Origin of the sequence: Streptomyces sp. NPDC047014 (assembly GCF_040644195.1) — a bacterium.
GTDB lineage: Bacteria > Actinomycetota > Actinomycetes > Streptomycetales > Streptomycetaceae > Streptomyces.
Genome location: NZ_JBEYVX010000047.1, coordinates 1 through 25,980, shown reverse-complemented (window position 1 = coordinate 25,980; position 25,980 = coordinate 1). Strand labels below are relative to the sequence as shown.

Below are 25,980 nucleotides of genomic sequence, written 5' to 3'. Positions count from 1 at the left end.
ACTCGGGGGTCTGGATGATGTAGATGGTCTTGCCCGGGACACCTCCGCCCGCGCGGAGAAGACCAGTCCGGGATCATGTTGGTGACCGACCCGAGCGGGACACCTCCGCCCGCGCGGAGAGGACCTGATGCTCCTCCTGGTCGACGCGAACAACCTCGGGACACCTCCGCCCGCGCGGAGAAGACCGCCTCGAAGTAGCCCGGGAGTTCACCCGGTCCGGGACACCTCCGCCCGCGCGGAGAAGACTACGTCGTCGTCAGTTCGGCGTACGTCGGCAGCGGGATACCTCCGCCCGCGCGGAGAAGACTCGCCCGACAATGCAGACGCCCTGCTCCTGGCCGGGACACCTCCGCCCGCGCGGAGAAGACGTCGCCGAGCGCGTTGTCGATGGCGGGACACCTCCGCCCGCGCGGAGAAGACTTCGGCGCTTCCAACTGCAGGACAAGCCCTGTCGGGACACCTCCGCCCGCGCGGAGAAGACGCGGGGGTTGGTCACCGGCCACAGCCGATGCTCGGGACACCTCCGCCCGCGCGGAGAAGACTCCACGTCCTCCTCGCCCTCGGCCCCCTTCGCCGGGACACCTCCGCCCGCGCGGAGAAGACTCTTCCTGACCTGCCACGTTAGCGCCATTTTGCCTTTTCTTTACCCATGGTCGGACTTGGCGGTGTTCTCATGCTGGCCTGCTTCGCGGGGAGATGAGGTGGCGTGCCGACGGTACTCGCCTGGCTGGGGTCGATGTGCCCGATCGTGCCGACTGGGGGTGAATGGGCAGGTCAGAGGTTGTTGTCAGTTGGGAGTGCTAGTGATGTGTCATGGGCGATGTGATGCAAGTCGGCTCTCTCGATGTGCGGTTGTGGGGCAAGGAGAGGGGGCTTCGCTGGGCGTATCCGCTGGTCTGTCACCTGCTCGATACGGGGGCGATCTGCCTGGAGTTGTGGGACGGGTTGCTGTCTGACCGGTTGAAGAGCCGGATCGCCCGGGAGTTATGCCTCTCACGTGAGGAGGCTCGGCTTGTTGTGGCGGTATGGGCGGCGCTGCACGATTTGGGGAAGATCTCGGTTCCCTTTCAGGCTCAAGTCGACGGCCTGTATGCCGAGTTGCTGAGAGAGTCCCGCTACGTGCACGCGCCGGGCGCGGAGTCTGGGGCCCGGGAGTTCCGCCACGAGATGGCGACGCACTGGGCGCTGGCGGTGCTGCTGGGTGAGGCTGGTTATCCGGTGGGGCGGGGGCGTGCCGCGTACGGGGTGGCGCAGTTGCTGGGCGGGCATCACGGCTGCTTCGGGTCGGTGCCGGCGCGGAAGCTGGCTCAGGCGTCGCGGTATCAGGCGGGGCTGGGAGCGGCGGGCTGGGAAGAGCAGCGGCGGCTGCATCTGGCTGAGGTGCGGCGGGTGGTCGGCGGGGTGGCGGTGCCGTCGGGGATGCTGTCGGCGGAGATGTCGGTCTATGTGCACGGCCTGGTGGTGCTGTCGGACTGGCTGGTCAGTGATGTCGGGTGGATCGATGCGCTGCTGAAGCCCGAGCACTGGCGCGGCAGGCCGGATGATCTGGATGCGCACTGGAGATCAGCGCGTGCTGCGGCGCCGGAGGCGGCCCGCGGCGCGCGGTTGGGCAGGGTCGGTTTTCCGGTTGCCGAAGAAGGTGATTTCGGGGATCTGTTCCCGTTCCGGCCCAACCCGTTGCAGGCAGACCTGGCAGAGTGTCTGCCGCGGCTGGTGGCGGACGGTGGTTCGGGACTGGTGCTGGTGACCGCGCCCACCGGGGACGGAAAGACGGAGGCGGCTCTGCACGCGGCCGCTCTGCTGGGTCGGACCTCGGATGCGCGGGGGGTGTACTTCGCGTTGCCGACCATGGCGACGGCGGATGCCATGTTCCCGCGGGTCGCTGACTTCGCCGAGCGGGCGCTGTCGGGGGAACGGGCGTTGATGCTGCTGCATTCGGGTGCGTGGCTGAGCCCGCTGATGTCCCGGCCCGGTTTCGGGCCCCGCGCGCCAGCCGACACCTGGCGGTTGCCTTCGATGCCGGAATGCCAGGCGGGCGAGGGTCGGGGCGCGGCTGTGGCCGGGGTGTTCAGCGCGGGCTCGGCAACTGCGGTGGAGGCCGGTTCGTGGCTGCGGCAGGGGGCTCAGAGGGGGTTGGCCGCGCCGTTGGGTGTCGGCACCCTCGATCAGGTGCTGCGGGGTGTGCTGCCGGTGCGGTACGGGTCGCTCAGGCTATTCGGTCTAGCGGACAAAGTGCTGGTAGTCGACGAGGCCCACGCGTACGGGCCGTGGATGCAGTCGCTTCTGGTGCGGCTGCTGGAATGGCTCGGTGCGTTCGGGACCTCGGTGGTGCTGCTGTCGGCGACGCTGGCAGGCCGTACCGCAACCACGCTGGTGGAGGCGTACCGGCGCGGGGCCGGGTTCACACAGCCGGTGGCGGTCGAGCCGACCTACCCCGGGTGGTTGTTCGTCGATGCGGTCACGGGCAATGTCTCGGCGCCGAGGCAGGTCGGCACGAACCGGCCGCGGACTGTGGAGGTGTCGTGCCAGGCGGTCGCATGGGACGTGTGGGACACCGCAGGGGCGCCGGTACGGGCGGGTGGGCGGCGAGCGGCGCTGCGGGGGGTGCTGCGGCCGCTTGCGCGCGAGGGCGGGACCGCGTTGGTGTGCTGTACAACGGTCGCGGAGGCTCAGCGCACGTTCCGGGACCTGCGGGCGGCGTTTCCCGGTCTCGCAGGCAGACCGGGCGGAATCCGGCTGCTGCATTCCCGTTTCCCGGGCCTCCTGCGGGAGGAGATCACCCGAGGGTGCGAGGCCGCGTACGGGAAGCCGGATCGCGAGGTGGCGCCGGCCGTGCGGGAGGGCTCCATCCTCGTGGCCACGCAGATCGTGGAGCAGTCCCTCGACCTGGACTTCGACCTGGTCGTCAGTGACCTGGCGCCGCTCGCGCTGCTGCTCCAGCGTGCGGGCCGCGGCCGACGGCACTCGCGTGGCCGGGCTGGTCGGCCGGCCTGGGCAGCAGACGATGACCGTCCCGCTCTCGTAGTGCTGGAGCCGGTCGGCAGCAACGGGGAGACCGAGCCACCCGAGACGTGGGGGGACCTCTACGATCACGGCCTGCTCCTGCGGACCGCTGCCCTGCTGAAAGCGCGGGCCGACATGCCGGTCGCGGTCCCGGGGGACGTACAAGAGCTCGTGGACGCAGTGTATGCGGAGGACTTCGCCGACCGTCTGGACGTGGCTGTGCTGCAGGACACGCGCGCCTTCTCGGAGAGGTTGCGGGCACTGGACACACAGCGGAAAGGGGGCCGACTGGCCGAGGAGAGCCTGGCGTGGATGACGGCCGTCCCTGCGCCTGCCGACGTGGACGGTGACCTGTCCCAGCTGAGCGTCCCCTCTGTGGAAGGTGTTGAGGAACTGCTGACCACACGTCTGGGAGCCGATTCCGCACGGCTGCTGTGCCTCTTCGAGCAGCCGGACGGCCGCATGTCGCTCGACGAGGGCGGCCGTCTTCTTCTCCCGCGGGACGGGGTCTCCACCCGCGCTGCGCTTAGACAACTCGTCGCCCGGCTGGTTCCGGTCCCGGGACGCTGGACACGCGGTGCGGAGCCTGTACCGGCACAGCCGCCGGCCTGGCGGAAGATCACCACACTGCGTGATGTGGTCTTGCTGCCGCTGCAGTCCGATCCAGCCCGGCCGTGTCGGTGGACGGGGCAACTCGGCACCCGTGAGGTCGCCTTCGACGCGGCCGAGGGCCTTTCCGAACGCCACTGACGCGGCCTACCCCCCGGGACGGCGTCCAAGGACGCCGGAAGCAACAGATTTTCCGATTCCCAAGACAATACTCACAGAACCTACTTAGATTCTTTCTCGTGTGGTTCTGCCACCCCTGGTGGCAGAACCACACGTCGCTCGCTCGCGCGAGCAAGGGGGACCCTTCCGGAGAGGCTGACACACAGCACCTACGGGACACCTCCGCCTGCGCGAAGCCCCTTCCAGCATTGTGCCGCCCGCGCCAGGAGAACCATGCCGGACCCCCGATTTCAGCTCCACGATGAGCCGTGTGTGCCCGTGCAGTGGACCACTGAAGCCCTCGCTGCCCACCCCGGGCTGCCTGCATCCGTCACGCTGTCGCAGGTACTCGCGCGCAGTCACGAGATCGCCGCGCTCGCCGTCCCCGATCCACCCGCGTACGCCGCCCTTTTACGGATCCTGTACGCGCTGACCGCCCGGGTTACCGCCCTTGACGAATCATGTCCCGGCGACTGGGCCCGTCGCCGACTGCGGATCCTCGACGACGGCACCCTCCCGCAGGACGGTATCGAGGACTACTTCGCGACGTGGGGACACCGCTTCCGGCTGTTCGACCCTGAGGGCGGACGGCCTTGGATGCAGGACCCGCGCCTCGCACGCCAGTGCGATCCTCTCAGGTCGGCCGGAGTCAACAAGCTCTCCATGACCCGCTGTTCAGGCAACAACCACGCCTGGTGGAGCCATACCCAGGACGGGACACCGGACCCGCTGCCAGCCGGGCGGGCGTTCCTGGACATGCTCACCTGGCACTACTACGGTGCGGCCGGCCGCGGGTCCGCCCGCAAGGTCGGCGGAGAATCGTCGTCGACGATGAAAGCCGGCCCACTGCGCACGGCTTTGTCCTACCACCCGGAAGGCTCCACCCTTTTCGAGACGCTGCTGGCCGGGCTGATGAAGCCGGAGACGGTGGTTCGCCGGGAGACGGACCTGTGTCCGTGGGAGTGGGCCGAGCTACCCGACCCGGAGGCGGATCCCCCGCCGGTGACCGGGCCGTGTTCCAGACTCACGGCCGTCTCTCAGCATGCCGTACTCCTCATCCCGGACCCCGGTGATTCCTCCCACGTGGCGGACGCCTTCATCACCTGGGCCTATCGCACGGGCCGCATCCCGCGCACCGATCCCTACCTGATCTGGCAGGTAAGCCAGCAAGGCAACGTCTATCCGCGGCCTGCCGACGCCACGCGGGGACTGTGGCGGGACCTGGACGCCCTGCTCCTCGCGGAAGCCGGCGGGCCTGCCCAGCCACGGCGCCCCCCTGTCTTCACCACCGCCCTGGAGTTTGCCGACGCGCTCGAGATGCCCCTCGCAGTGCGGGCCCTGGGCTTCGACCAGGAAGGGCAGGCCAAGGACCGGCAGTTCGTCACCGGCATCACCCCTCCCGTTCTCGCGCATGCCGAGACCGACAACGCCGGGACCGCGCCGGCCGCCGGCCGCCTTCGCGTCCTCGGGGAGATGTACGGCCGGCGCCTGGACCGTGCCGTGCGACGCGCGCACGCACTCTACAGCGACGACAAGAAAGCCAAGGAGGCCGCATCCTGGGCCGAACGTGCCGCAGCCATGTACTGGCCACGCGCACAGGACGAATTCTGGGCCAGGTTTCGCGGACTCGACCGCAGCGGCGCCCTGCTCGTCGAGGCCGGTCTCGACCGCGCTGCCGCCCGCAGAGCCTTCCTGCGCCTGGCCGAGGAGGCGTACGCCACGGTCACCGCCCCTGTGAGCCACACACCGCGCGGCGCGAAGGCCGCCACGCAGGCCCGCATCGAGTTGTACGGCGGCCACCGCCGCCCCACACGCTGATCCACCTCCCCCGACACACGCAGATGCAGGAGCCGTAGTCCCATGGAAACGAGTGCACCACCCGCTGCCCCCACGGGCCGTACCCCACCCAGCCACCACCGGGCATACGTCCAGTGGATCCAGGACCTGTGCGCGAAGGATCCCGGCGCCCGCGTCGCGCTGCGGCGCGGTCTGCGCCGCGGCCTCGATGACGTGCCCGCCTCCCACCGGATCGTCGCAGCCTGGCTGCCCGACCGGCGCACCGAAGCCGAGGAACGCGCCTACTACGCCATCGCCTCCCTCATCGCCGACCGTCCCCGGCACAGCTTCACCCACGCCGGCAGCGACGAAACACCGGAGAGCGCCGAGGACGACGGAGCCAACGACACCACCAAGGCCCAGAGGCCCGACCAAGCCGAGGGCGACAGAGACCGACCGGCGCGCTCCGACGAGCGAGCGGCGCACGAGGCCCGCAGGGGCAGTCCGGGGACCAGTCTGGGGCTTGCTTTTGCCCGCGCAGTCGAGGCCGGCGGTACCTCCGCGCTGCGCCCCCAGACCGCCGAGACCCGCCTCACCCTGCTGACCAGGCAGAGCCTCGACGGCCTGCACCGTCATCTGCCCGCCAGCGTCCGCCACCTGCGCCAGGCCGGCGTCGCCATCGACTACGCGCAGCTCATGGCCGACCTCACCGCCTGGCCCACCTCCTCCAAGCGCATCTGCCGCCGCTGGCTGCAGGACTACTACCGAGCCCGCGCACGCCACGAGGAACAACGGGCCCGCGCAGCAGACCTCACCGATACGGCCGAAGCCGACGAGACAGCCTGAATCGCGCACCGCGCCCACCCCGCACCGGCCCCACCCGTCCGCACCACCCTTACGAAAGAGAGCACCACAATGGCTCCCCAACCGCGCTTCATCGACATTCATGTCCTGCAGTCCGTACCGTTCGCCAACCTCAACCGGGACGATACGAATTCCGTCAAAACGGTACTTTTCGGCAACGCCTTGCGTACTCGCGTCAGCAGCCAGTCCTGGAAGCGGGCTGCACGCGACCGGTTCCAGCAGCTGTCCGGGCACAGCGCATGCCGTACCCGGCGGGTGGGGGAGGCAGTCACCAAGATCCTCGTGGAGCGGAAGTGGCCTCACCAGATCGCTGAACGAGCCGGTGCGCACGTCGCCGCAGGCAGCAGCATCAAGTTCGAGCTGGACAAAGAGGACAGCAAGCCGGTGCCCAACCGAGTGCTGACCAACGCCATGATCTACGTACCGGACGCCGCGGTCGCCGACCTCGCCGACCTCGCCGAGACCCACCGCGCAGCGATCGAAGACGCCAAGGACATCAAGAAGCCCTCTGACAAGAGCGCACTGCCCAAAGACGCGGTCGAGGCCATCCTGCGCCAACGCAACCCGGTGATCAACCTCTTCGGCCGGATGCTCGCCGAGATCGACCGGGCCGGCGTGGACGGCGCGGTCCAGGTCGCCCACGCCATGACCACCCACACCACCGACGTCGAACTCGACTACTTCACCGCCGTCGACGACGTCTCCAACGCGTGGGGGGACGAGAGCGGGAGCGCCCACATGGGCCACACCGAGTACAACGCCGGCACCTTCTACCGCTACGCCACCGTCGACCTCGACGCCCTCACCGCCAACCTCGGCGACGATCCCACGCTCGCCCGCACCCTGGTACGGGACTTCCTCGACGCATACGCCCTGTCGCTGCCGCAGGCCAAGAAGAACTCCACCGCCGCCCAGACCATCCCCCACCTCGTGCACATCGTCGCCCGCTCCGACCGGCCCGTCTCCTACGCCGCCGCCTTCGAACAGCCCATTCGGGCCGCCGAGCACGGCGGACACGCCTCCCCTTCCGTGCGGTCCCTCGCCGACTACGCGCACGCCGTCAACGGCTTCCTCGGCGACCGCCACGTCCTGCACCGAGCCTGGGCCAGCCCCGACTTCAAGGACGTCCACGGCCTCGGAGAGCGCGCGGACAGCCTCGACGCACTGCTCGCCGCCGCGGTCGCCGCCGCTCTTCCCAGCCCTGCCACCTCCGGCGAGGCCCGACAGTGACATCTCAGGCCAACGTCCCCGGCCTGCTGCTGCGGCTGACCGGACCGCTGCAGTCCTGGGGTGAGCACAGTCACTTCAACGAACGCGACACCGCATCATTCCCCACCCGCTCCGGAGTCATCGGCCTGCTCGCCGCCGCCCTCGGCCGCAACCGCGACCAGCCCCTGGGCGAACTGACCGCACTGTCGGTGACCGTACGCGCCGACCGGCCCGGGGTACTGACGCGGGACTTCCACACCGTCGGTGGCGGTCTGCCCAACAAACTGACCGTCACCACCGCCGAAGGCACCAAACGCCCGGGCGACACCGCCACCCTCACCAGCCATCGCTGGTACCTGGCCGACGCTGCTTTCACCGTAGCCCTCACCCACCCGGACGGCCGGCCGCTCCCCGACGCGTGGGCCACCGCCCTGCGCGCGCCCCGCTGGCCGCTCTACCTCGGACGCCGGTCCTGCCCTCCCGAAGGACCACTGCTCATCGGCAGCAGCGACCACGCCCTGCACGACCTCATCCATCTGCCCCTCGCCCGCCACCACCGCCCCGCACCCCCACCCCCGCATGACAGCGGCACCGGCCGCGGGGCAGCTCCGGCCGTGGACAGCGTCGACATCGACTTCTTCTCCGACCACCCGCTGGACGTCCTCCCCGTCCCCGCCGACGGATCGCTCACTGCGGACGCCGCCCGCGTGCACTCCACCGTGAATGACGACCCCGTCAGCTACCGCCCCCGCCACCGCAGCTACCTCAGCCGGCCGCTGTACAAACGCACCGTGCCCCTGCACATACACCAGTGCCACGGCTTCGGCCTGCGGCAACTCGCCGCCCTCGCCGCCTACTCCTCCGACCACTTCCACCCGCTCGAAGGGAGCCACCGGTGACCCTCTGGCTCAGCCGCCTCATGCCCGACCCCGCCTCCCGGCAGGCCCGCCGCGACCTCAGCGGCTCCGGCACCGACCTCCACCACCGGGTGATGGCCCTCTTCCCCGACGGACTGAGCCCCCAGCCCCGAGCCCACCTCGGCCTGCTCTTCCGCACCGACGAAACCCCCCGCGGCCCGGTCTTGCTCCTGCAAAGCAACCAGCGCCCCACCCTGGACCGACTGCCCACCGACTACGCGACCCTCCACTCCCACCCCCTCGACGACCTCCTCGACGCCCTCGCCCCCGGCAGGGCCGTCCACTACCGCTGCGTCGCCAGCCCCGTCCGCAAACCCGGCGCCGAGACCCGTGCCCTCTACAACCTGCCTCCCGTCGTGCCCCTCCACGGAGAGGCCGCCGACCAGTGGTGGCAACGCCAGGCCGCCAACGCCGGCTTGATCACCACGGCCATCCGCTCCCAACCTCTTGACGCGATCCGGGGCCCCCACCCCAAGAGTCGCAACACGAAACACGCCAACGGGCCCATCAGCCACCACCGCACCCGCTTCGACGGAACCGCCACCATCACCGACGTCGGCCTGCTCCGCCAGGCCATCACCCACGGCATCGGACGCGGCAAGGCGTACGGTTGTGGCCTCCTCAGCATCGCCCCCGCCCGCAGGGAGTCCTGATGCCTCGCCGCGCACCCCGCACGCCGAGCACCATCAACGCGCGACGCCGTCTCACCGCGCCCACCGCAACGGGCCCACTGTCCTCCTCTAGCTCGTCACGTTCAGCCTCGGCAACGTGATCATCCACAGCGTCAGCGCCGCCCTGGAGATGAGCGACCAGACGAAGGCTCTCCGCCTCAACCGTGAAGCGGACCCCGCGCACATCGCGGTCCTGCCCAACTCCCGGCTCGGCCACCACCACATGGACCTCGCCCGCGCGTGGCTGTGGGACGGCAACCGCGATCAGGCGCTGACCGAGCTGGAGACCGCCGAACGCATCGCCCCGCAGCTGGTCCGCAACCACCCCGTCGCGAGGGCCACGCTACGGAAGATCATCTATGCCGAGCGGGTCGCGACCCGTCAGCGGCTGCGCGGCATGACCCAACGATTTTCACTGGATTGACCTGCGGGTATTCCACGGATTCATGTTTACCCGCAGCCGACTGCCCACGGTCCGCTACATGACCTTTGCGCGTCGCACTGCCCATGACCGCGTACGACAGCAAGCGAACGATCCTGACCCGCGCTGGCCCCTGCGCGGCGACCTCGCCTACGACACGACCACCTCCCGCACCGGTGTGATCGTGGACATCCCCGAGGACACCGGCACCACGGTCTACCGCCTGGTCCCCGAGGGCGGAGGCGAGGACGACTGGACCGCCTGGCTCGACACCCTCATGCCCGTAGAGGACGTATTCCTCTCGCACAGCCCCCCGAGTCCCGGCAGCGCGGTGCAGCAGGAGTCCGAATACGCGCCGTGGGACGACACCCTCGACAGTCCCGGCCCCCGGCGCACCCGCGCTGAGAAGGCATGGAGCGATTCCTGCGGGTCACCGGCGCCGGCGGCACGTCGTGAGGAGGTGCCCTTATGGCTCCATGGGGGCTCCGGGGGCGACGGGCTGGCCCAGGACCGCGGAGAGGTTGCGCAGTTCGTCGGCGGGTGGGCCGAGACCCTGCCAGGCTCTACTCAGGTCGCTGGGCGGCGGGATCCCAGTAGTTCTCCAGCATGACCGTCGGCCAGGCTGGGGCGGAGAGCGGGCCGCGGGGGCCCATCTCCTCGAAGTAGGGGCCGAGGTCGTAGACGGGGGTTCCGTTCACGGCATCGAGGTCGGTGACGTGCAGGTCTCTGCCGTCCACTTTGAGCAGCCGGGGAAACGACGTGGCCATCCGGTTGGGGCGCCTGTGGTTCCGGTGCACGAAGGTGCCGGTGGGCTCCCAGTCCGAGTTTCCGCGGGGACTGCGAGCCCCGAGGTGGAGGTCCGCATCGGAGCCCAGGTGGAAGTGCCAGGTGACGATGAGGTGGGAGAACTCTTCAAGGCCCCGCAAGGCGTCCAACGGGTACTCCGGGCGCAGGCGGATGATCGCTTCGACCCCACCCTGGTAGTCGTCGGCCGGCTTCTCGTGGCCACCGACGACGTGGGCGATGGCTTCCAGCGTGATCGGGTCGTTCACTCGATCCTCCCCTGTGGCTGCCGGCCCGCTCCGGGGGCCGGAGCGACCCTGGTACGGGCCACTGGTGTGGTGGCGCGGTCAGCGTACCTGGCCGATCACCGCGCGGGCGCGGTCGTCCAGTTCCGACAGCGCCGTGCCTCCGCGGCCCCGGTACGGGGACAGGGTGCGACGCATGTGGACCACGGTGTCCAGGGCGCGCCCGGATTGGACTCCCCGCATGGTGTCCAGGGCCTGGGACCAGGTGGCGCAGGCGGCGTCGACAGCTCCCCGCCGTATCTGCACCGCGCCCAGCAGGCCGAGGGTGACCGCGTGAGTGCGGGCGAACGGTTGTGCCCGGCGAGTGCGGACGCTGCGCCGGAACTCGCGCTCGGCTCCGCGGAGGTCTCCGAGGACCTGGAGGGTGCGAGCCGTTTCGTGGGCGAGGGACGCCTCGGAGAAGAAGAAGACCCGGGCGGGCTCGTCGTCCCCGTTCTCGGCGTGGCGCAGGTCGTCCTCGGCACGAAGGAGGGCCGCGATGGCCTGCCGCTTGTGGCCGGCGGCCGCCAGGCTGCGTGCGTGTACGACTCCGAGGAGGGAGCGTTCGCGAGGGCTGGCGTCGGTGTACCGCCGGTGGGCGAGGGAGCTCTCGGCGAGCCTGAGGGCCTGGGCAGGGTGGCCGAGGTCGAGGGTCTGGTGCGCCTGGGCCCGGAGGATGTGTCCGGCCAGTGGGGCATCGTCGGCTTCGGCGGACAGTCGAAGGGCTACGTCGAGCCACTTCTGGGCGAGGACGTGCTCGGAGGAGTCGAACGCGGTCCAGCCGGCCAAATAAGCCAGTTCACCGGCGGCGTTGAACATCTCCTGCCGCGTACGGTGGTCGGGGAACCTGCCGCCGAGGTAGCCCGCGACATCGGTGCGGAGGTAGGCCACCAGGGCGGACCGGCCGTCCCCGCCCCCGCGGCGCTGTTCGCGCTGGGAAAGCAGTTGTGTCATCTCGCGTACGGCGGCCACGTCGTCGGGGCCGACATGCCACCCCGCCGAGGGCTTTCGTGTTCGAGCCGCGGTGACGGTGTCCTGCCACCAGCGGTCGGACGGCAGGAACATCCCCGCAAGGGAGAAGGCGGTGCGCTTGAGAGTGCGGCGGCGCTGCAGGTCCAAGTCGGTCCCCCCGAGATCGACAAGTTGTGCGATTGGGTCGCTGTTCTTGCGGACCGGGCCTGCTTGTCCATCGGGATCGTTGAGCCCGATGTCGGCAGCCGATACGACCCGGTGGATCCCCCGGCTGTTCAGTCCTCGCGACAGCGTCTCGCACAAGATACGGGTCGCCGGTGGCGCCGGATGCGACCCGCGGACCCACTGGTTGACGTGCGAGGCCGACACGGCCCTGAGTTCCTCGACCCCGACCTCGGCCGCCACACGCTGCAGATGCCGTGCGGTAGTGGCCTGCGACCAGCCCAGTTGCTGCAGCAGACCTTCCAGCAAGGTGTTGCGCTCACGCGGCACCGGACACCCCCGTCCACGAATCGATCTTTACGCGCGTTACGCGGCACCGGGCGGCTCACGGGATACCCACGCCGGGTGAAACGCGGTTCGCTGAGCGTAACGGTAGCCCCAAGGGCCACCTTCCTGAACGCAGTTCAGTCATCCTCCGCACCCACCAGGACGCTCCGGCAGGAGCAACTGCGGAAGAGGAACGAGGTGAAGCGATGAACCCCCACCAGGTCACGCGCCGCGACCTGCTCGAAGCACTGGCATCCCCCACCGCCCTCTCGGCCTGGATGATGCTGCCCAGTCGTCCCGAATCCGTGCGGACGGCACGGAACTTCGTCGCCGACCAACTCGCCCGGTGGGGTTGTTCCGGCCTGGAAGGCTCAGCCACGCTGGTCTGCAGCGAGTTGGTCAGCAACGCCGTCAGGCACGGCACTCCGGACCCGGTAGCGGGCCAGTGCATGGTCGCCCTCACTCTGGTCCCCGGCGAAGCATTGATCACTCAGGTCGCGGACTCCGAACCCGCGCCCCCGGTTCCGAAGGTCACCCCCGCCGGCGCGCTGGCCGAGAGCGGCCGCGGACTGGCCATCGTCACGAGGTTGTCCGCCTACTGGGGCGCGTCCCCCGGACCCGACGGGATGGGCAAGATTGTCAGCGCCTACCTCCTGACGGATCGCGACACCACCGTGCCGGGCGAGACCGAGGCCGCGGAGCCGTTCCTCCCCGGCCACGCGCCGTCGGCCGACACGGCGACGCGCGCCCCCACGGTGCCTCCGCCGGCACCGCCGTGCGAGCCCGAGTTGCCGAAGCTCGACCTGTCCACGCCGTCAGTGGCACGGGTGTGCGACTTCATCACCGGTGGCACGGACAACTACTCGGCCGACCGTGCTCTGGGCCGCCGCCTGCTCGCGACAGCGCCCTGGCTGGACCGGGCTGCCGCGGCGGCCCGCGCCCACGGCCAGGAGACCGTCGGACGTCTCGCGGCACACGGAATCACCCAGTTCCTTGACCTCGGATGTGGGCTGCCGCAGCGCCACGGACGCAACACGCACGACGCTGCCCGCCGCCACCGGCCGATGTCCACCGTCGTCTACGTCGACCACGACCCGGTGGTCCAGGCGCACGTCCGGATCCGGCTCGCGGAAACCCCCCGGGAGCTGGACCTGCACGCCGACATCACCCGGCCTGCCCACCTGCTCGCCCAGCCGGCCATCGCGTGCCTGGACCGGGCACGCCCGATCGCCGTGCTGCTGCATGAGGTCCTGCCCTGGCTCAGCGATCGAGAGGCCCGAGATTTGCTTGAGACCCTGCGGAGCTGGTTGCCCGCCGACGGCGTCCTGTCCGTTGTCCACGCGGCCGCCGACAGCCACCCGGAGTCCACCCCCGTCCTCGTCGGGCTCTACCGGAGGGCGGGCATCCTCTACCGGCCGCGGAGCCTGAAGCAGGTGCTCGCGCTGGCGGAGGGCTGGGACGTGGACGCCCCCGGAATCACCGCTGTCCATCCGGGAGATCTCCACACTGTCGGCGGTCGAGCGCCGCTGTACGACTCGTACGCCTTCGTCGCTCGCGCCCCGCGTCCGCCGGCGGGCCGAAGCATCCAGGAGACCCCGCTGGGTGAAGCGTCCGTAGGTGACGCAGTACTGGAGGGGGCACGGTGACAGCGCCCTACCGCGTGCGAGCACTGAGTCCCGACGATTTTCCGCAAGCGAGCTGCCTGCTGGCGGCGCGGTGGTCGCGCGAGGCCGCCCGCGGGCGTCCGGCCGACCACGAGAAGGACTACGCGCTGATCCTGCCGCTGCGCACGGGGGACCACGCGGGCCTGCACGGAATGTTCGAGGACGATGAACTCGTGGCGATGTGGGAGCTGGACCCCACCTCCCCGGATCCCGGCTGGAGCGCCGCCGACGGACAGGAGGCCAGCGTAACCCTGCTGCTCCTCTACACCGACCCGGCCCACCGGAACTCCGGCCGTCTGGTCTCGCTCTGGCTCGCCGACCACTTCGCCCGCCGTGCGTGCCCCCCGGTGTGGCTGCGCTGCAGCGTCTCGGACCGCCGACTCGCGGCACACATCACGGGCACATGGGGCTGGCGTGAGGGCCGCCGCGAAGGCGGCCATCACTTCCTCCAGCTCGCGCCCGAGCTCAAACCGCATCTCGACCTGCTGATCGCCAGAAATCCTCCCGACGGCAGCGCTCGCCCGCAGGCACTCACCAGGATCGAGCACTCATGACACAGCCCGACTTCGACGATGACCACGTGTGGGCCGGGGCCGAGGACTACGAGCCGGACCCGGCCGGCCCCTGGTTCACCCGCACGGTGCGCAACGCCCCGCCGGGTGATGCCTGGGAGGCATCCCCTCGGGAGCTCAGGGTCGGCGACTGGCTGGTCCTCGATGGCACGGCGTACGAGATCACCAACATGTTCTCCCCCGGCTTCGACGGCTCTCAGAAGCGCGTGATCCTCCGCGGCCACCCCCCGCGAGTGGTCACGGCCCGGCACGAAATCGTGCGCCCATACGCGGCCCAGCCGTTCGCCGCGCGCCGCCCCTGATGCCCACGAATGCCCCGCCGGCGCTGCCACCCGACATCCATCCCCCCCGTCCAAGGAGCTTCCGTGGGTCTGTCGTTTCCGATTCCCACACCACAGACCGGCTTAACCGCACCGCTCTCGTTGCCGGGAACGGCCCTTGCCTCCGAGGCACCTCACTCGCCGCCCGAGGCGGAACAGGTGGCCTGGCGCCTCCTTCGCGCCCTTGCGATCTCCCGCCACCAGGACCTCACCGGCGAGGAGAGCACCCTCTGGGAGAACCTCAACCGCGTCCTGGACGACACCGTCGGCGCATGCGATGTCCGTCCGCTGACCGCCAGCCTGACGGTTGCCCTCGGCTCGCTGACGGACCGGGCCTCCCGCCACGCTCAAGCTCGGCTCTCCGAGGAGACACGGCTCCGGGCCCGCATCCTTTTGCGCGAGGTCCGCGAGCGGTTGCGCCTCGACACCCTGGACATCGGGCTCCTGCGACGGTTGGCCTGGATGACGGGAGAGGTCGCGGACGAACTCCTGGACGAGGCTCCGCCGGGCACGATCCCGGCGCCCGAGGCACCGCGGGTGTCCGCGTACGCTCGCGAACCCGGGGCGCGGGCCGGGCGCTGGTACACGGGGCCCGTGTCCGCCACGTACCCGGCGGCCTCCGCATGACCGCCCGCCGCTCCGCAGTGCTGCGGCCCGAGACCACGCGGGCCCTTGACCGCGCATGCGTCATCGTCCACCAGCACGTCACCACCATGTACCCGCCTGGAGCCTCCCTTCCGAGCACGAAGCAGCTGGCTCGTGCCTTGGAACTGCCGGAGAGGCATGTGCACCAGGGGATGCTGCGTCTGGACAGTCTGGGCGAGATCGTCCTGCACACCGGCAGCCTGCCCACCCGGCTGCGCCCGCGGGAGCCGCATCCCCGCGACCGTGCCCTTCACGGTGCCGTCCGCGACCGGATCCACGCCGGGCACTACCTTCCGGGGCAAGCCCTGCCCACCGGACTGCTGGGCGAGGAGTTCGGCCTTCTCCCGCACCACGTACAACGCGCCCTGCGGTTCCTCGCGGCCGAGGGAACCGTCCGCTTCGACGAACAAGGTGCCCACGGTCCGGCCCACTACGTCCCGGCGGCACTCGCGGAGGCCGGCTCATGAACCAGACCGGACACCCCGGCCTTTCGGACACCGTTCCGGAGCGACCTGCCCTAGAGGGAGCACGTACCGAATGAGTAGCACCCACACCGCACAGGACTGGCATGCGCACTACGAGGCCGACCGTGACTTCCGCCCGCTGAGCGACACCGAGAAGACCGTCCTCGCCGAGCAGCTGAGGCTGGCCCCTCCTCCGCCCGGCGACGCCCAGGAGGTCCGTGCCCTGGATGTGGGTTGCGGGACCGGTGAGCTGGCCCGCTTCCTCGCCAAGGCTGGGTACCGGGTCGACGCCGTGGACTGGGCCGGGTCGGCCGTCGAAAAGACCGCCGCCGCCTCGACCGACGGGGTTCGCTGTCACCAGGTCGACATCACCGGCGGAGATCTCTCTTCCCTCGCCCCGGCCGGCGGCTTCCGCGTCATCACCATGCGCCGCGTCCTGGCCCACCTGCCGGACCGCACCCGTACCGTCGCCGAACTCGCCGGGCTGCTCGACGAGAACGGCACCCTCTGCGTGATCACTCCGCACGCCGACCGGCATCCCGAAGAGCTGCACGGGATCTGCCTGGATGACACCGAGATCGACCTCCTGGCCGACGGCTGGCAGCACACCGAGCGCGTTGAGGCCGGCGACTCCACCGTCCTGCTGCTGCGCGGGCCCAAGACCTGCCCCGTCGCCTACAGCGAGAAGCGGACCCCGAAGCCGGCCGCCATGGCAGGTGTCTCGGTCGTCGTCACCAACGACCGCGGACAGGTGCTCCTCGGCTGGAACCCCGCCCGTGCCGTGTGGGAAGTCCCCGCCGGCAAGGTGGAGCCGGGTGAGGCGTTCGAGACGACCGCGGTGCGCGAACTCGCGGAGGAGACAGGCTTGCACGCCCGCCCGGAGTCCGTGCTCCTGCTGGGGACGCTGTGCGACTCCACGCACGGATTCACCCGGATGACCGAGATCGCCCGCCTCACCGACTACGCGGGCGATCCGGCCGTCCTGGAGCCGGAGCTCGTCGCCCGATGGGAGTGGCACACGCCGTCCGGGCTGCGCGCTCTGCCGCAGCCGCTGTTCACGGCCAGCGCCCAGGCGCTGAACGTGGTGTGGCCGGGCCTGCTGCCCGACGTTCCGCCCGCGCACCACACGCCCAGGCCCGCCAGCAACGTCGCGCTGAAGTTCACCGAGCCGGCAGCGGCGGTCCGACTCCGCGAGCAGCTGGTACGGGACCTCACGGAAGCCGGGTGGACCGACACGGCCGAGCTGCGACGGGCTTTCACGACCGTGCCCCGGCACGCTTTCCTGCCCGAGCAGCCGCTCGGCCGGGCGTACGCCAACGAGGCGGTGGCCACCGTGTTCGACGAGGACACCGGGCGGTCAATGAGTTCGGTGTCCCAGCCCGAGATGCAGGCGGTCATGCTGAGCCGCGCCGGGCTCCGGCCGGGCGACACCGTGCTGGAGATCGGGGGTGGCGGGTACAACGCGTGCCTGATCGCCGAGCTTGTAGGGCCCCACGGGTCGGTGGTGTGCGTGGAGATCGATCCCTACGTCCATGCCCGCACGGAGCGGTTCCTGGCCGAGACCGGATACACCGACCGGGTGCGGGCCGTCCTGGGCGACGGTGCGAACGGAGCCCCAGGGGATCTCATCCCGCAGAGCGGCTTCGACGCCATCATCGTCACCGCCGCCTCGCATGACGTGGCCTGGCGGTGGAGCGGTCAGCTTGCGGAAGGCGGGCGCCTGGTGCTGCCCCTGCGCATCGGCGGGTTCACCTGGGCCGTCGGCTTGCGCAAGGAAGACTCGGCGCTGGTCTCCACGGCGATCAGTTCGTGCGGTTTCGTCCCTATGCAGGGCACTGGCCGATGGAACGGCACCCCCGCCCCGATCGGGGACGACGGCTACGGGATCCGGTGGGAGGACACAGCACCGGTCCCATTGGACGGACTCCGCGGGGTACTGGCCACGGAGGGCGTTACGCTCCACACTGGGGTGACCGTTGGGGAGTACGAGTCCTTCGAGCATCTGCAGCTGTGGCTCGCGGCGGCGGTGCCCGGGTTCTGCCGGCTGACCAGCGACCGGGAACAGCCCGGCCCCGTCAAGCTGATGAAGCACTCGGACTCGATGGCCGTGGTCGCGGACGGTTCCCTGGCGTGCGTGGTGCTCAACCGCCGCGCCGGCGATGCCAACTCGGCGCATCCCCTGATGGAGTTCGGGGTGAAGGCGTTCGGCCCGCACGCTAAGGCCACTGCCGAATCCCTGAGCGAAGCCATCCAGGCGTGGGACCAGAAGCTGCGCGGACGGGCTACCCCCACCTTGACCGTCACGCCCGCCGGAACCCCTGACAGCGCCCTGCCCAGCGGCTACGTGGTCGAGAAGCCGAATGCGCGGATCGTGGTCTCCTGGCCGGCGCGTAACGCCCTCAACGACACAGGTGTTGGGCAGGGAGAATAAGCCTGAAAAGGAGATGTATGAGGGCCGCCACACTCCCGGCGGCCGTTTGGCGTGGTCCCCCAGCGACGGTTGCGCCACGTTCCGGACCCGGTGCCGAGAGATGCCAGTGGCTGCAGGCACCCGCCTGCCGTCGCCTCGTCCGAGAAGTGTTTACACGATCGGGTGATCGGCTGGAACGGAGTGTCCTGAACGCCGTGCCCCGGGGGAACCTGTACTGCGGCCTGTCCCACCTGAGCAAGGACGCAACCAGGTGAGCACGTCGAACCACGGCCCTGGTCGCCGGCACGGCTGCATTGCTCACGCTCCTGGTGACCCCGGAGGCGGTCGCCTCTCCCGCGCGTGCCACCGGCTTCACGTTGGCGGGACCGGTCACCGCGGTGTACAGCGTCCCCGGCACGTTCGACTTTTCCGTTGCCGGCCGGGGTAACCCGGATCTCGGTGGCGACCGTGGACAGTGGCCGAGGAGGTGGAGGATCGCTTGCCAAGTCCACGGGTGCCGGTGGCGGGGCCGGGGCAGCGGCGGCGCCGTGGTGGTCTGCGACCTCGACGTCACCGCCGGACGAACCCTTCGGCTCACCGTCCGAGCCGGCGGCCGGGGCGAACTGTTCCAGGCGAACGGCGACCGCAGGATCGGCGGAGATCCCTCGACCGTCGACGTCGACGGAGTCCTGCGAGTGAGCGCGGACTGAGGCGCGGGAGGCCAGTGCGGCCGCAGGTCCGCCGGAGGCGGCGGCCCGGAAGGCGGCGCTGGCAACCCGGGCTTCGCCGCGAGCAGCAGATGCGCAGGCGGGAACGCTCTCCTGCTGAACGGCGCCAGAGGCACAGACGGTCTCCGGGGAAGCGAATTCGGCTACGGCATCGGTGGCAGCGACGGGGGCGGAGGTGGTACGCGGGTGGAGCGGACCGCCTGCCCGGCCGAGGCCGGCAGGGCGGAAACGGCGGCGCCGGTGGAGAAGGCTCGTGACACCAACGATGGCAAGCACGGATCCGCCGGAGCCGCCGGCGGCATCGCCCTGACTTAGACGTCGTCTCGTTTGGCTCGGAACTCACATGTCTCGGGCCGGACCGTACGCCTCACGGGTCCGCTCATCAGGTCCCGTGGGGAGGTACTCCAACAGGACGGGTCCGGGGCTCAGGGCCGCGCTGCCCCAGCCGGCCATCTCTTCGCCGGTCAGGTAGCGGTACAGCCACTCGGCGAAGTCCATGGCGTGGCCGACCCAGTCGCCCTCCGAGCCTTGGACCACGATTCCGTCGGAATGCCCGTGGACCTCTGGAGCGAGGAAGACAGAGGCTCCCTGGTCCGTGCTGGCAAGAGGGATGAGGCCGTCGGAAGAACCGAAGGTGATCTGGGAACGGTTGCAGATCACCCTTGGATCGGCGTCTGGTTCCAGATCGTCGGACTCCCATGACCGCCACTCGGACCAGACTTCCGCATCCGACTGGATCTCCTGGCCCAGGTTCCGCCAGGCACAGGCCGGGTGGGACGAAAGGTAGAGGCGCCCGTGCAGCCGGACAGGAGCGTACGCATCGACGATCGCCTTGTAGTCGGCGGGAAGTCCTCTGTCGATCTCCTGCTCCAGGTGCAGCCAGGCAGCAGGATCGTTGTAGCGGTTCTCCGCTGGGCCGAGCATGGCGAAGACGGCCTGCAGATAGTCGGTCATGGCGGTCGTGTCCCTTGATGATGGTGGCCGGGAATGGCTGGTGCCAGCATCGAGTACCTCTCGTGTCGACGGTTGGCCGGGGTTCTCGTTGTCCCGGCATGGAGATGGTGCGACAGCTGGTTCCAGACAGTTTGTGGGAGCTCTTCCTCCGGGTGATGCCCGTAGCGCCGGTGCGTCCACAAGGCGGCGGACGTCGCAGGGCTGACGACCGTGGAGTCTTGGCCGCGATCCTTTGCGTTGCCACGTCCGGCTGCAGATGGCGGCAGCTCCCACCCATGTTCGGCGCGTCCTGGCAGACCGCCCACCGCCGCTTCACGCACTGGACCGAAGCCCGGGTTTGGGCCAAGCTCCACCGCATCATCCTCGACGAACTGCAGGCCACCGGGGAACTGGACTGGTCGAGGTGTGCGATCGACTCAGTGAGCCTGAGGGCAGTAAAAGGGGGCCGCTGACGGGACCGAATCCGACCGACCGCGGCAAACTCGGATCGAAGATCCACCTGATCACCGACCGGAATGGACTGCCTCTCTCACTGGGCGTCTCGGGCGCCAACATGCACGACAGCCTCGGCCTGGAGCCGCTCGTGCGCGGGATTCTACCGATCCGATCTCGCCGTGGACCCCGCCGACGACGGCCTGCGAAACTGCACGCGGACAAGGGATACGACTACGTCCACTTGCGCCGATGGCTCCGCAAACGCGGCATCCGCCACCGCATCGCTCGCAAGGGCATCGAGTCCTCGCAACGGCTCGGCCGCCACCGGTGGGTAGTCGAGCGCACTGTGTCCTGGCTTGCTGGGTGCCGCCGGCTTCACCGCCACTACGAACGCAAGGCCGAACACTTCCTTGGGTTCGTCGGCATAGCCGCGACCCTCATCTGTCACCGCCGCCTCACCAACTGAGACGTCGTCTTAGCGCCAGGTAGTCGTTTACCGGGCATGACCATTACTCGGACGACGACGGTTGCCCCCTGACCTCTGCCGCCCTGTCGATCGGGCTGGCGACGACGGGCCCGGCAGTGGCTGGAGGGATCATCGTGATCGCGTCGCCTTCCCACGACAACTCCTGCGCCAATCATAAAACCCTTACCCAGCCCGAGGGGCTGACCTCCAACGGCAGCGGCACGACCGAAGGAATGTTAGCTCAGCTCCCGGTGGTTAACGCACTGAACCACTGCGGTGGTGCGGATTTGATCATTAAGCAGTATGGAACCTTCGGCGATAACAACAACAACGCAGTTCCCACCCCGTAGATCCTGCTTTCAAGCCCAGCCAGTGACGGCCCTTGCCTGCCGTGACATTGAGTGATCGTGGTCAGGGGGCCCGTGGAGGTCGGGCGGCGTGACGGGGAGGCGGTAGAGGCTGCTGGCGCCTCGGCTGACGCGGCGGGTCATCATGAGTGCCACACCGTCGCGTGAAGTCGATCGTTTGCTCTGTATGAATCAGAACAAAGCACGCGTTGTCGCGATGGCACTTGGTGTGGCAGCGGCCGGGATGCTCAGGTGCGCCGGGCAGGCATCCGCGACAAGCGTCATCGGAGCTGGCAACGCTGCTCATGACAACAATTGCACCAACAAGGGCGCCCGTGGCGAAGGAGCGAACAGCTCATACAGCGAAGGTGGCGGCCTCCTCGGTGGCCTAGCTGTAGCGCTGCCAGCGAGCGGGCCGGCGAACCAATGCGGCAACCTTGGACTACCTAGCGAACTTTTGAACCTTGAAGGACGTACAAGCCCCACCACCTTTTTTCTCGGCAAGCACAACATTCAGGTCACCAATCACCACCAAGGGACCGATACCTCAGAGGCAGACGTCGAAGAAGGCTGAGACCGAGCTTTTGGCAGAATTTCAACGAGCGGAATTTCTCCCCGTAGGCGCAGGGCGCCAGCGTTCACCGGTGACGACACAGAGAGGTTGTGGCGGAATGGGAGGCTTGCAGGTCTTGCAGGTTTGGTGAATCGAGACGCGACTTCGGATGGTCAAGGTGTCTGGGCCGCGCCCCATCCCCCTCTCCTGCCCAGGTGCCCCCGGACGGGTGCACAGCGTATACGCGGTTTCATTCTCCTGGGTTGATGTTCTTGTCCGTTCGACAGCGAAGAGATCAAGGACACAGAGTTGTTCAGGGACAAGGACATCGAAGCGGCTTCCGCCGCCGGCCACCGAGCCACCGGGCTTCGCGGCGGGCCGCCAGGTGGTGGCCCAGGTCGGAGCGTCCGGCCGTCCTGGTCGGCGGGCAGGGGGTACCGGGGATGCTGTTCATGGCGATCACTGTTCCCGGGGCGGTACGGCGACTGTGTTGTGCTGCGGACCTCCGAGGATGACCTTGAGTGCTCCGGTCTCGCCCACGCGGGAGAAGACGTCGTACGCCTCTTCCATCTGGTCCAGCTCGAAGCGGTCGGTGGCCATGGCGGCTCCGGGCAGTCGGCCGGCGGCCCTCATGCGCAGGAGCATCGGAGTGGCGTAGGTGTCGACGAGGCCGGTGTTGAGGGTGACGTCCTTGATCCACAGGTCTTCCAGGTGGAGGACGGCGGGCTTGCCGTGGACGCCGATGTTGGCGACCCGGCCGCCGGGGAGCACCATACGGGTGCACATCTCGAACGCCTCGGGCACCCCGACCGCCTCGATGACGACGTCCGCGTCGAGCCCGTCGGTCAGGTCCTCGACCAGCTTCTCGGGCTCCTCCTGCGCGCCGGCGGTGGCGTCCGCACCGAGTTCGCGTGCGGCGGCGAGCCGGGAGGCGGCCAGATCGCCGGCGATGGTCCGGTACGGACTGTAGAGCGAGGCGGCTGCGACGGCCGCCAGCCCGATGGGGCCGGCGCCGACCACGACGACGGTGCCGCCGGGGGCCGACATGGCCGTTGAGGGCGCCGACCTCGTACGAGGTGGGGAAGATGTCGGCGAGCAGGACGCCTCGTCGCTGGGCAGCGCAGTGAGCAGGGGGTGGACGGAGAGGTCCGCGAAGAGGACGCGGACAGACTCGGCCTGGGTCCCGTCGATGGTGTGGCCCAGGACCCAGCCGCCGCCTCCGCGGCACTCGCCGTAGCGGGCCCCGCGGCAGAAGTGGCAGCGGCCGCAGGCTAAGACGCAGGAGATCAGGTCGCGGTCGCCAGCGCGTACGGTGCGGACGTCGCCCCGGTTTCCACGACGGTGCCGACGGGCTTCGTGACCGAGTACGCGGCCCGGAGCGACCGCGGGGACGTCGCCCTTGAGCGCTCCCGGAGAGCGTGTTCCTGACGGCCACACCGAGCTCCACGCGCCGCCACTGCCCGATGAGACCATGAGCGACGCGGGGGGGAAGACAGCATGGTCGCCGCCCTCACCACGCGGCTGGCCGTCGGCGAGGACCCCGTCAGCGCCTGCGAGCTGGGGGCGGCCACGGCCACAGCCGCCATGCTCACCTCCAGCACCGGGCCCTCGACGTGGAGGTAGCCCGGTCCCTCTGCTCGCAGGTGCCGACCGCCACCCGCGACTGAGCAGGGTCTCGCCACGCCTCCCGTCCCTCGTTACCGGATCTCGGGCCCCCCGATTCGCCGGTCGAGTCGGGGGCACGCGCAGGGTGAGCAACGGGGGCAAGTCGGAAAAGTGCAGATGCACCGTACGCAAGGAGGCGTCATGAAGGCTCTGACCTGGCACGGCAAGCGGGATGTACGCGTGGACACCGTGCCCGATCCCGTGATTCGTGACCCCGATGACGTCATCGTCAAGATCACGACCACCGGCCTGTGCGGCTCCGATCTGCACCTGTACGAGGTTCTGGGGGCGTTCCTCGACCCGGGAGACATCCTCGGCCACGAGCCCATGGGCATCGTCGCGGAGGTGGGCCCGGAGGTCACCGCACTCAAGCCGGGTGACCGGGTGGTGATCCCGTTCAATGTCTCCTGCAACACGTGCTTCATGTGCAAACAGGGGCTGCAGTCACAGTGCGAGACCACGCAGGTCCACGAGCACGGCACCGGTGCCTCCCTCTTCGGCTACACGAAGCTCTACGGCCAGATTCCAGGCGGCCAGGCCGAGTACCTGCGCGTTCCCTTCGGGAATTCGCTGCCGATCCGGGTCCCGGAGGGCCCGTCCGACGAGCGTTTCGTCTACCTGTCCGACGTTCTTCCGACGGCCTGGCAGGCAGTGGAGTACGCGTCCATTCCCCGGGGCGGCAGCGTTGCCGTTCTCGGCCTGGGCCCGATCGGAGACATGAGCTGCCGGATCGCCGCCCACCGCGGGGTCGGCACAGTCATCGGCATCGACATGGTTCCTGAGCGGCTGGAGCGAGCCCGCGGACGCGGCTTCCACACCTTGGACCTCAGCACGTGCGGCGAGGGGCTGGTCGACGCCGTCCGGGATCTCACCCACGGCCGGGGCCCGGACGCGGTCATCGATGCGGTGGGCATGGAAGCGCACGGCAGCCGGGCTGCCGCCGCGGCCCAGGGCCTGACCACCATGCTGCCGGATGCCCTGGCCGGAGCGATGATGAAGCGCGCCGGGATCGACCGCCTCGCGGCACTGACCACCGCCATCGACCTTGTCCGTCGCGGCGGCACCGTATCGGTTTCCGGTGTCTACGGCGGCGCGGCCGATCCGCTGCCCCTGCTGACGATGTTCGACAAGCAATTGCAGCTCCGCATGGGGCAGGCGAACGTCTGGCGCTGGGTCGACGACATCCTTCCTCTTCTGAGCGACGGCGACCCCCTGGGCGTCGACGACTTCGCCACGCACCGTCTTCCCCTGGACCAGGCGCCCGACGCCTACGCGATGTTCCAGAAGAAGCAGGACGGCGCCGTCAAGGTCCTCTTCACCCCCTGACCCACGTCTGCCGGGCCGCGCGGCTCCTCCCCCGGAGCCGCGCGGCCCGGCAGACCGGGGCTGGACATGACCGGTGCCCGGATGGGTAGCGGCCTGCAAGCGGGCCGCGGCAGCGGCCCCGCCAGAAAGGCGGTGCGACCATGCCACATCCGGATGCAGCCAGCCCCACCCCCGCCCCGACTCCCGGCGCCGTCGTCACCGGCGCGGATTCCGGTATCGGCAGGGCGGTCGCCGTACGGCTGGCCGCCGACGGGATGGACATCGGGATCACCTGGCACACCGACGAGGCGGGGGCCCGGCAGACCGCCGAGGAGGTACGCGCCCACGGCAGGCGGGCTCACGTGGCCCGCCTCGATCTGACCGACCTGCCGCGCGCGGCGGACGTAATCGACCGCATCGCCGAGGACCTTGGCCGGATCGACGTCCTGGTCAACAATGCGGGGACCGGTACCGCCACCCCCTTCCTGGACCTCGGCCTGGCCACCGTCCGCGAGGTCTTGGACGTCGACCTCGTCGGCCCCTTCCTCTGCTCCCAGCGCGCCGCCCGGCGGATGATTGCGCAGGGTGAGGGGGGCCGTATCGTCAACATAACCTCCGTGCACGAGCACCAGCCGCGCGTCGGGGCGGCTCCGTACTGCGCGGCCAAGGGGGGCCTGGGACTGCTGACCCAGGTGATGGCCCTCGAACTCGCCGAGCACGGGATCACGGTGAACTCGGTGGCCCCTGGGGAGATCGGCACCCCGATGACAGGCCAGGAGGACAACGACGTCCGCAGAACGCCGAGGCCGGGCGTGCCGCTGGGCCGGCCCGGTGACGCCCGTGAGGTCGCCGCAGTGGTGGCGTTCCTCGCGGGGCGCGACTCCTCGTACGTCACCGGCGCCTCCTGGGCCGTCGACGGCGGCATGCTGCGCATGGGCCCGATGGCCGGCTCCCACCTGGAGAGCGACGCCTGGCGGCGCCCCTGACCGCGATGCCCTCGCCCTCGCCGCAGCCCGTCACCCGGCGTGGTGAGCGGCAGTGCCGAACCCTTTTCAGCCCTCCAGTGGCGGGAAGGCGGGCGGCATGGGCCCGCTGCGTCTGTTCGGGGGCATCGGGCGGAAGATCGCGGGCACAGGGGCGGGCAGGGGAAGGGATTCCCCGCACGGCCGGGCACACGGCCTCGCCGGCGCAGAGGAAGGATGCCAGCATGTCGCAGGTCGAAGAGTCCGTCGAGGTCGACGTTCCGGTGCGCACGGTCTACAACCAGTGGACGCAGTTCGAGTCGTTCCCGCACT

Annotated in this window: 22 protein-coding genes, 3 pseudogenes and 1 CRISPR repeat array (1 of these 26 only partly in view); of the genes and pseudogenes, 21 read left to right on the top strand and 4 right to left on the bottom strand. The window is 69.8% G+C overall.

Annotated features, from left to right (window positions below):
* Positions 1-605: direct repeats of the CRISPR family, unit length 29 nt; unit sequence CGGGACACCTCCGCCCGCGCGGAGAAGAC (it extends 883 nt beyond the left edge of the window).
* 208 nt (positions 606-813) lie between these two features.
* The 8 genes and pseudogenes from ABZ873_RS22865 to ABZ873_RS22830 all read left to right on the top strand — a co-directional run bounded on the left by ABZ873_RS22865 (position 814) and on the right by ABZ873_RS22830 (position 10,239).
* Positions 814-3,753, top strand: coding sequence for a CRISPR-associated endonuclease Cas3'' (locus ABZ873_RS22865; RefSeq protein ID WP_360875093.1), 2,940 nt, complete (start codon positions 814-816; stop codon positions 3,751-3,753).
* Between the two features lie 252 nt (positions 3,754-4,005).
* Positions 4,006-5,589, top strand: a complete 1,584-nt coding sequence (gene casA / locus ABZ873_RS22860; RefSeq protein WP_360875090.1) for a type I-E CRISPR-associated protein Cse1/CasA — start codon at positions 4,006-4,008, stop codon at positions 5,587-5,589.
* A 42-nt stretch (positions 5,590-5,631) separates the two neighbouring features.
* Positions 5,632-6,393, top strand: coding sequence for a type I-E CRISPR-associated protein Cse2/CasB (casB, locus tag ABZ873_RS22855; RefSeq protein ID WP_360875088.1), 762 nt, complete (start codon positions 5,632-5,634; stop codon positions 6,391-6,393).
* 69 nt (positions 6,394-6,462) lie between these two features.
* Positions 6,463-7,641 carry a type I-E CRISPR-associated protein Cas7/Cse4/CasC gene (cas7e, locus tag ABZ873_RS22850; RefSeq protein ID WP_360875085.1) on the top strand — a complete coding sequence of 393 codons (1,179 nt, stop codon included), beginning with the start codon at positions 6,463-6,465 and terminating at the stop codon, positions 7,639-7,641.
* Positions 7,638-8,519 carry a type I-E CRISPR-associated protein Cas5/CasD gene (cas5e, locus tag ABZ873_RS22845; protein ID WP_360875082.1) on the top strand — a complete coding sequence of 294 codons (882 nt, stop codon included), beginning with the start codon at positions 7,638-7,640 and terminating at the stop codon, positions 8,517-8,519. Before cas7e ends, cas5e begins: the two co-directional genes overlap by 4 nt.
* Positions 8,516-9,190 carry a type I-E CRISPR-associated protein Cas6/Cse3/CasE gene (cas6e, locus tag ABZ873_RS22840; RefSeq protein WP_360875079.1) on the top strand — a complete coding sequence of 225 codons (675 nt, stop codon included), beginning with the start codon at positions 8,516-8,518 and terminating at the stop codon, positions 9,188-9,190. Before cas5e ends, cas6e begins: the two co-directional genes overlap by 4 nt.
* A gap of 94 nt (positions 9,191-9,284) precedes the next feature.
* A pseudogene (locus ABZ873_RS22835) lies at positions 9,285-9,632 on the top strand (transcriptional regulator); the annotation flags it as partial.
* A gap of 58 nt (positions 9,633-9,690) precedes the next feature.
* Positions 9,691-10,239 carry a hypothetical protein gene (locus tag ABZ873_RS22830; RefSeq protein WP_360875076.1) on the top strand — a complete coding sequence of 183 codons (549 nt, stop codon included), beginning with the start codon at positions 9,691-9,693 and terminating at the stop codon, positions 10,237-10,239.
* On the opposite strand, the gene ABZ873_RS22825 is transcribed toward ABZ873_RS22830, so the two are convergent.
* Positions 10,193-10,681, bottom strand: coding sequence for an SAM-dependent methyltransferase (locus tag ABZ873_RS22825; protein WP_360875073.1), 489 nt, complete (start codon positions 10,679-10,681; stop codon positions 10,193-10,195). The genes ABZ873_RS22830 and ABZ873_RS22825 overlap by 47 nt on opposite strands.
* A 78-nt stretch (positions 10,682-10,759) precedes the next feature.
* Positions 10,760-11,815 (bottom strand): Tat pathway signal protein, encoded by a 1,056-nt coding sequence (locus ABZ873_RS22820; RefSeq protein WP_360875070.1) that lies wholly within the window; start codon positions 11,813-11,815, stop codon positions 10,760-10,762.
* 548 nt (positions 11,816-12,363) lie between these two features.
* Between ABZ873_RS22820 and ABZ873_RS22815 the strand changes: the two genes are divergently transcribed.
* From ABZ873_RS22815 to fxlM, 6 genes are all read left to right on the top strand, one after another.
* Positions 12,364-13,803 (top strand): SAM-dependent methyltransferase, encoded by a 1,440-nt coding sequence (locus tag ABZ873_RS22815; RefSeq protein WP_360875067.1) that lies wholly within the window; start codon positions 12,364-12,366, stop codon positions 13,801-13,803.
* On the top strand, positions 13,800-14,375 hold the full coding sequence (locus ABZ873_RS22810) for a hypothetical protein (RefSeq protein ID WP_360875064.1): 576 nt from the start codon (positions 13,800-13,802) through the stop codon (positions 14,373-14,375). Before ABZ873_RS22815 ends, ABZ873_RS22810 begins: the two co-directional genes overlap by 4 nt.
* A complete protein-coding gene (locus ABZ873_RS22805; protein WP_360875061.1) occupies positions 14,372-14,695 on the top strand; it encodes a hypothetical protein in 324 nt (107 codons plus the stop codon). The genes ABZ873_RS22810 and ABZ873_RS22805 overlap by 4 nt, the downstream gene beginning before the upstream one ends.
* Before the next feature lie 177 nt (positions 14,696-14,872).
* Entirely contained in the window at positions 14,873-15,340 is a 468-nt protein-coding gene (locus ABZ873_RS22800; protein ID WP_360875058.1) for a hypothetical protein, read from the top strand.
* Entirely contained in the window at positions 15,337-15,825 is a 489-nt protein-coding gene (locus ABZ873_RS22795) for a GntR family transcriptional regulator (protein ID WP_360875055.1), read from the top strand. The genes ABZ873_RS22800 and ABZ873_RS22795 overlap by 4 nt, the downstream gene beginning before the upstream one ends.
* 70 nt (positions 15,826-15,895) lie before the next feature.
* Positions 15,896-18,253: a methyltransferase, FxLD system gene (gene fxlM / locus ABZ873_RS22790; RefSeq protein ID WP_360875052.1), complete on the top strand. Its 2,358-nt coding sequence runs from the start codon at positions 15,896-15,898 to the stop codon at positions 18,251-18,253.
* A 1,046-nt stretch (positions 18,254-19,299) separates the two neighbouring features.
* Here the strand turns inward: fxlM and ABZ873_RS22785 are convergent.
* Positions 19,300-19,914 (bottom strand): hypothetical protein, encoded by a 615-nt coding sequence (locus ABZ873_RS22785; protein ID WP_360875049.1) that lies wholly within the window; start codon positions 19,912-19,914, stop codon positions 19,300-19,302.
* A gap of 104 nt (positions 19,915-20,018) precedes the next feature.
* Here ABZ873_RS22785 and ABZ873_RS22780 point away from each other — a divergent pair.
* The 3 genes from ABZ873_RS22780 (at position 20,019) to ABZ873_RS22770 (ending at position 21,736) form a co-directional block, all read left to right on the top strand.
* Positions 20,019-20,815 (top strand): IS5 family transposase gene (locus tag ABZ873_RS22780; protein WP_360875140.1). Its coding sequence is split into 2 segments (ribosomal slippage): positions 20,019-20,354 and positions 20,357-20,815, totalling 795 coding nucleotides; the frame shifts between segments, so codons are not numbered across the junction.
* A gap of 134 nt (positions 20,816-20,949) precedes the next feature.
* On the top strand, positions 20,950-21,165 hold the full coding sequence (locus ABZ873_RS22775; RefSeq protein WP_360875047.1) for a hypothetical protein: 216 nt from the start codon (positions 20,950-20,952) through the stop codon (positions 21,163-21,165).
* A 184-nt stretch (positions 21,166-21,349) separates the two neighbouring features.
* Complete coding sequence (locus tag ABZ873_RS22770) at positions 21,350-21,736, top strand: hypothetical protein (RefSeq protein WP_360875044.1); 387 nt, start codon at positions 21,350-21,352, stop codon at positions 21,734-21,736.
* Positions 21,737-22,174: 438 nt separating this feature from the next.
* On the opposite strand, the pseudogene ABZ873_RS22765 reads toward ABZ873_RS22770, so the two are convergent.
* Positions 22,175-23,119, bottom strand: a pseudogene (locus ABZ873_RS22765) (zinc-binding dehydrogenase); the annotation flags it as partial.
* A 93-nt stretch (positions 23,120-23,212) separates the two neighbouring features.
* On the opposite strand from ABZ873_RS22765, the gene ABZ873_RS22760 reads away from it, so the two are divergent.
* The 4 genes and pseudogenes from ABZ873_RS22760 to ABZ873_RS22745 all read left to right on the top strand — a co-directional run.
* Positions 23,213-23,338: a hypothetical protein gene (locus ABZ873_RS22760; protein ID WP_360875041.1), complete on the top strand. Its 126-nt coding sequence runs from the start codon at positions 23,213-23,215 to the stop codon at positions 23,336-23,338.
* Between the two features lie 183 nt (positions 23,339-23,521).
* Complete coding sequence (locus tag ABZ873_RS22755) at positions 23,522-24,706, top strand: zinc-dependent alcohol dehydrogenase (RefSeq protein WP_360875038.1); 1,185 nt, start codon at positions 23,522-23,524, stop codon at positions 24,704-24,706.
* Between the two features lie 140 nt (positions 24,707-24,846).
* Complete coding sequence (locus ABZ873_RS22750) at positions 24,847-25,671, top strand: SDR family oxidoreductase (protein ID WP_360875035.1); 825 nt, start codon at positions 24,847-24,849, stop codon at positions 25,669-25,671.
* Between the two features lie 221 nt (positions 25,672-25,892).
* A pseudogene (locus tag ABZ873_RS22745) lies at positions 25,893-25,980 on the top strand (cyclase); the annotation flags it as partial.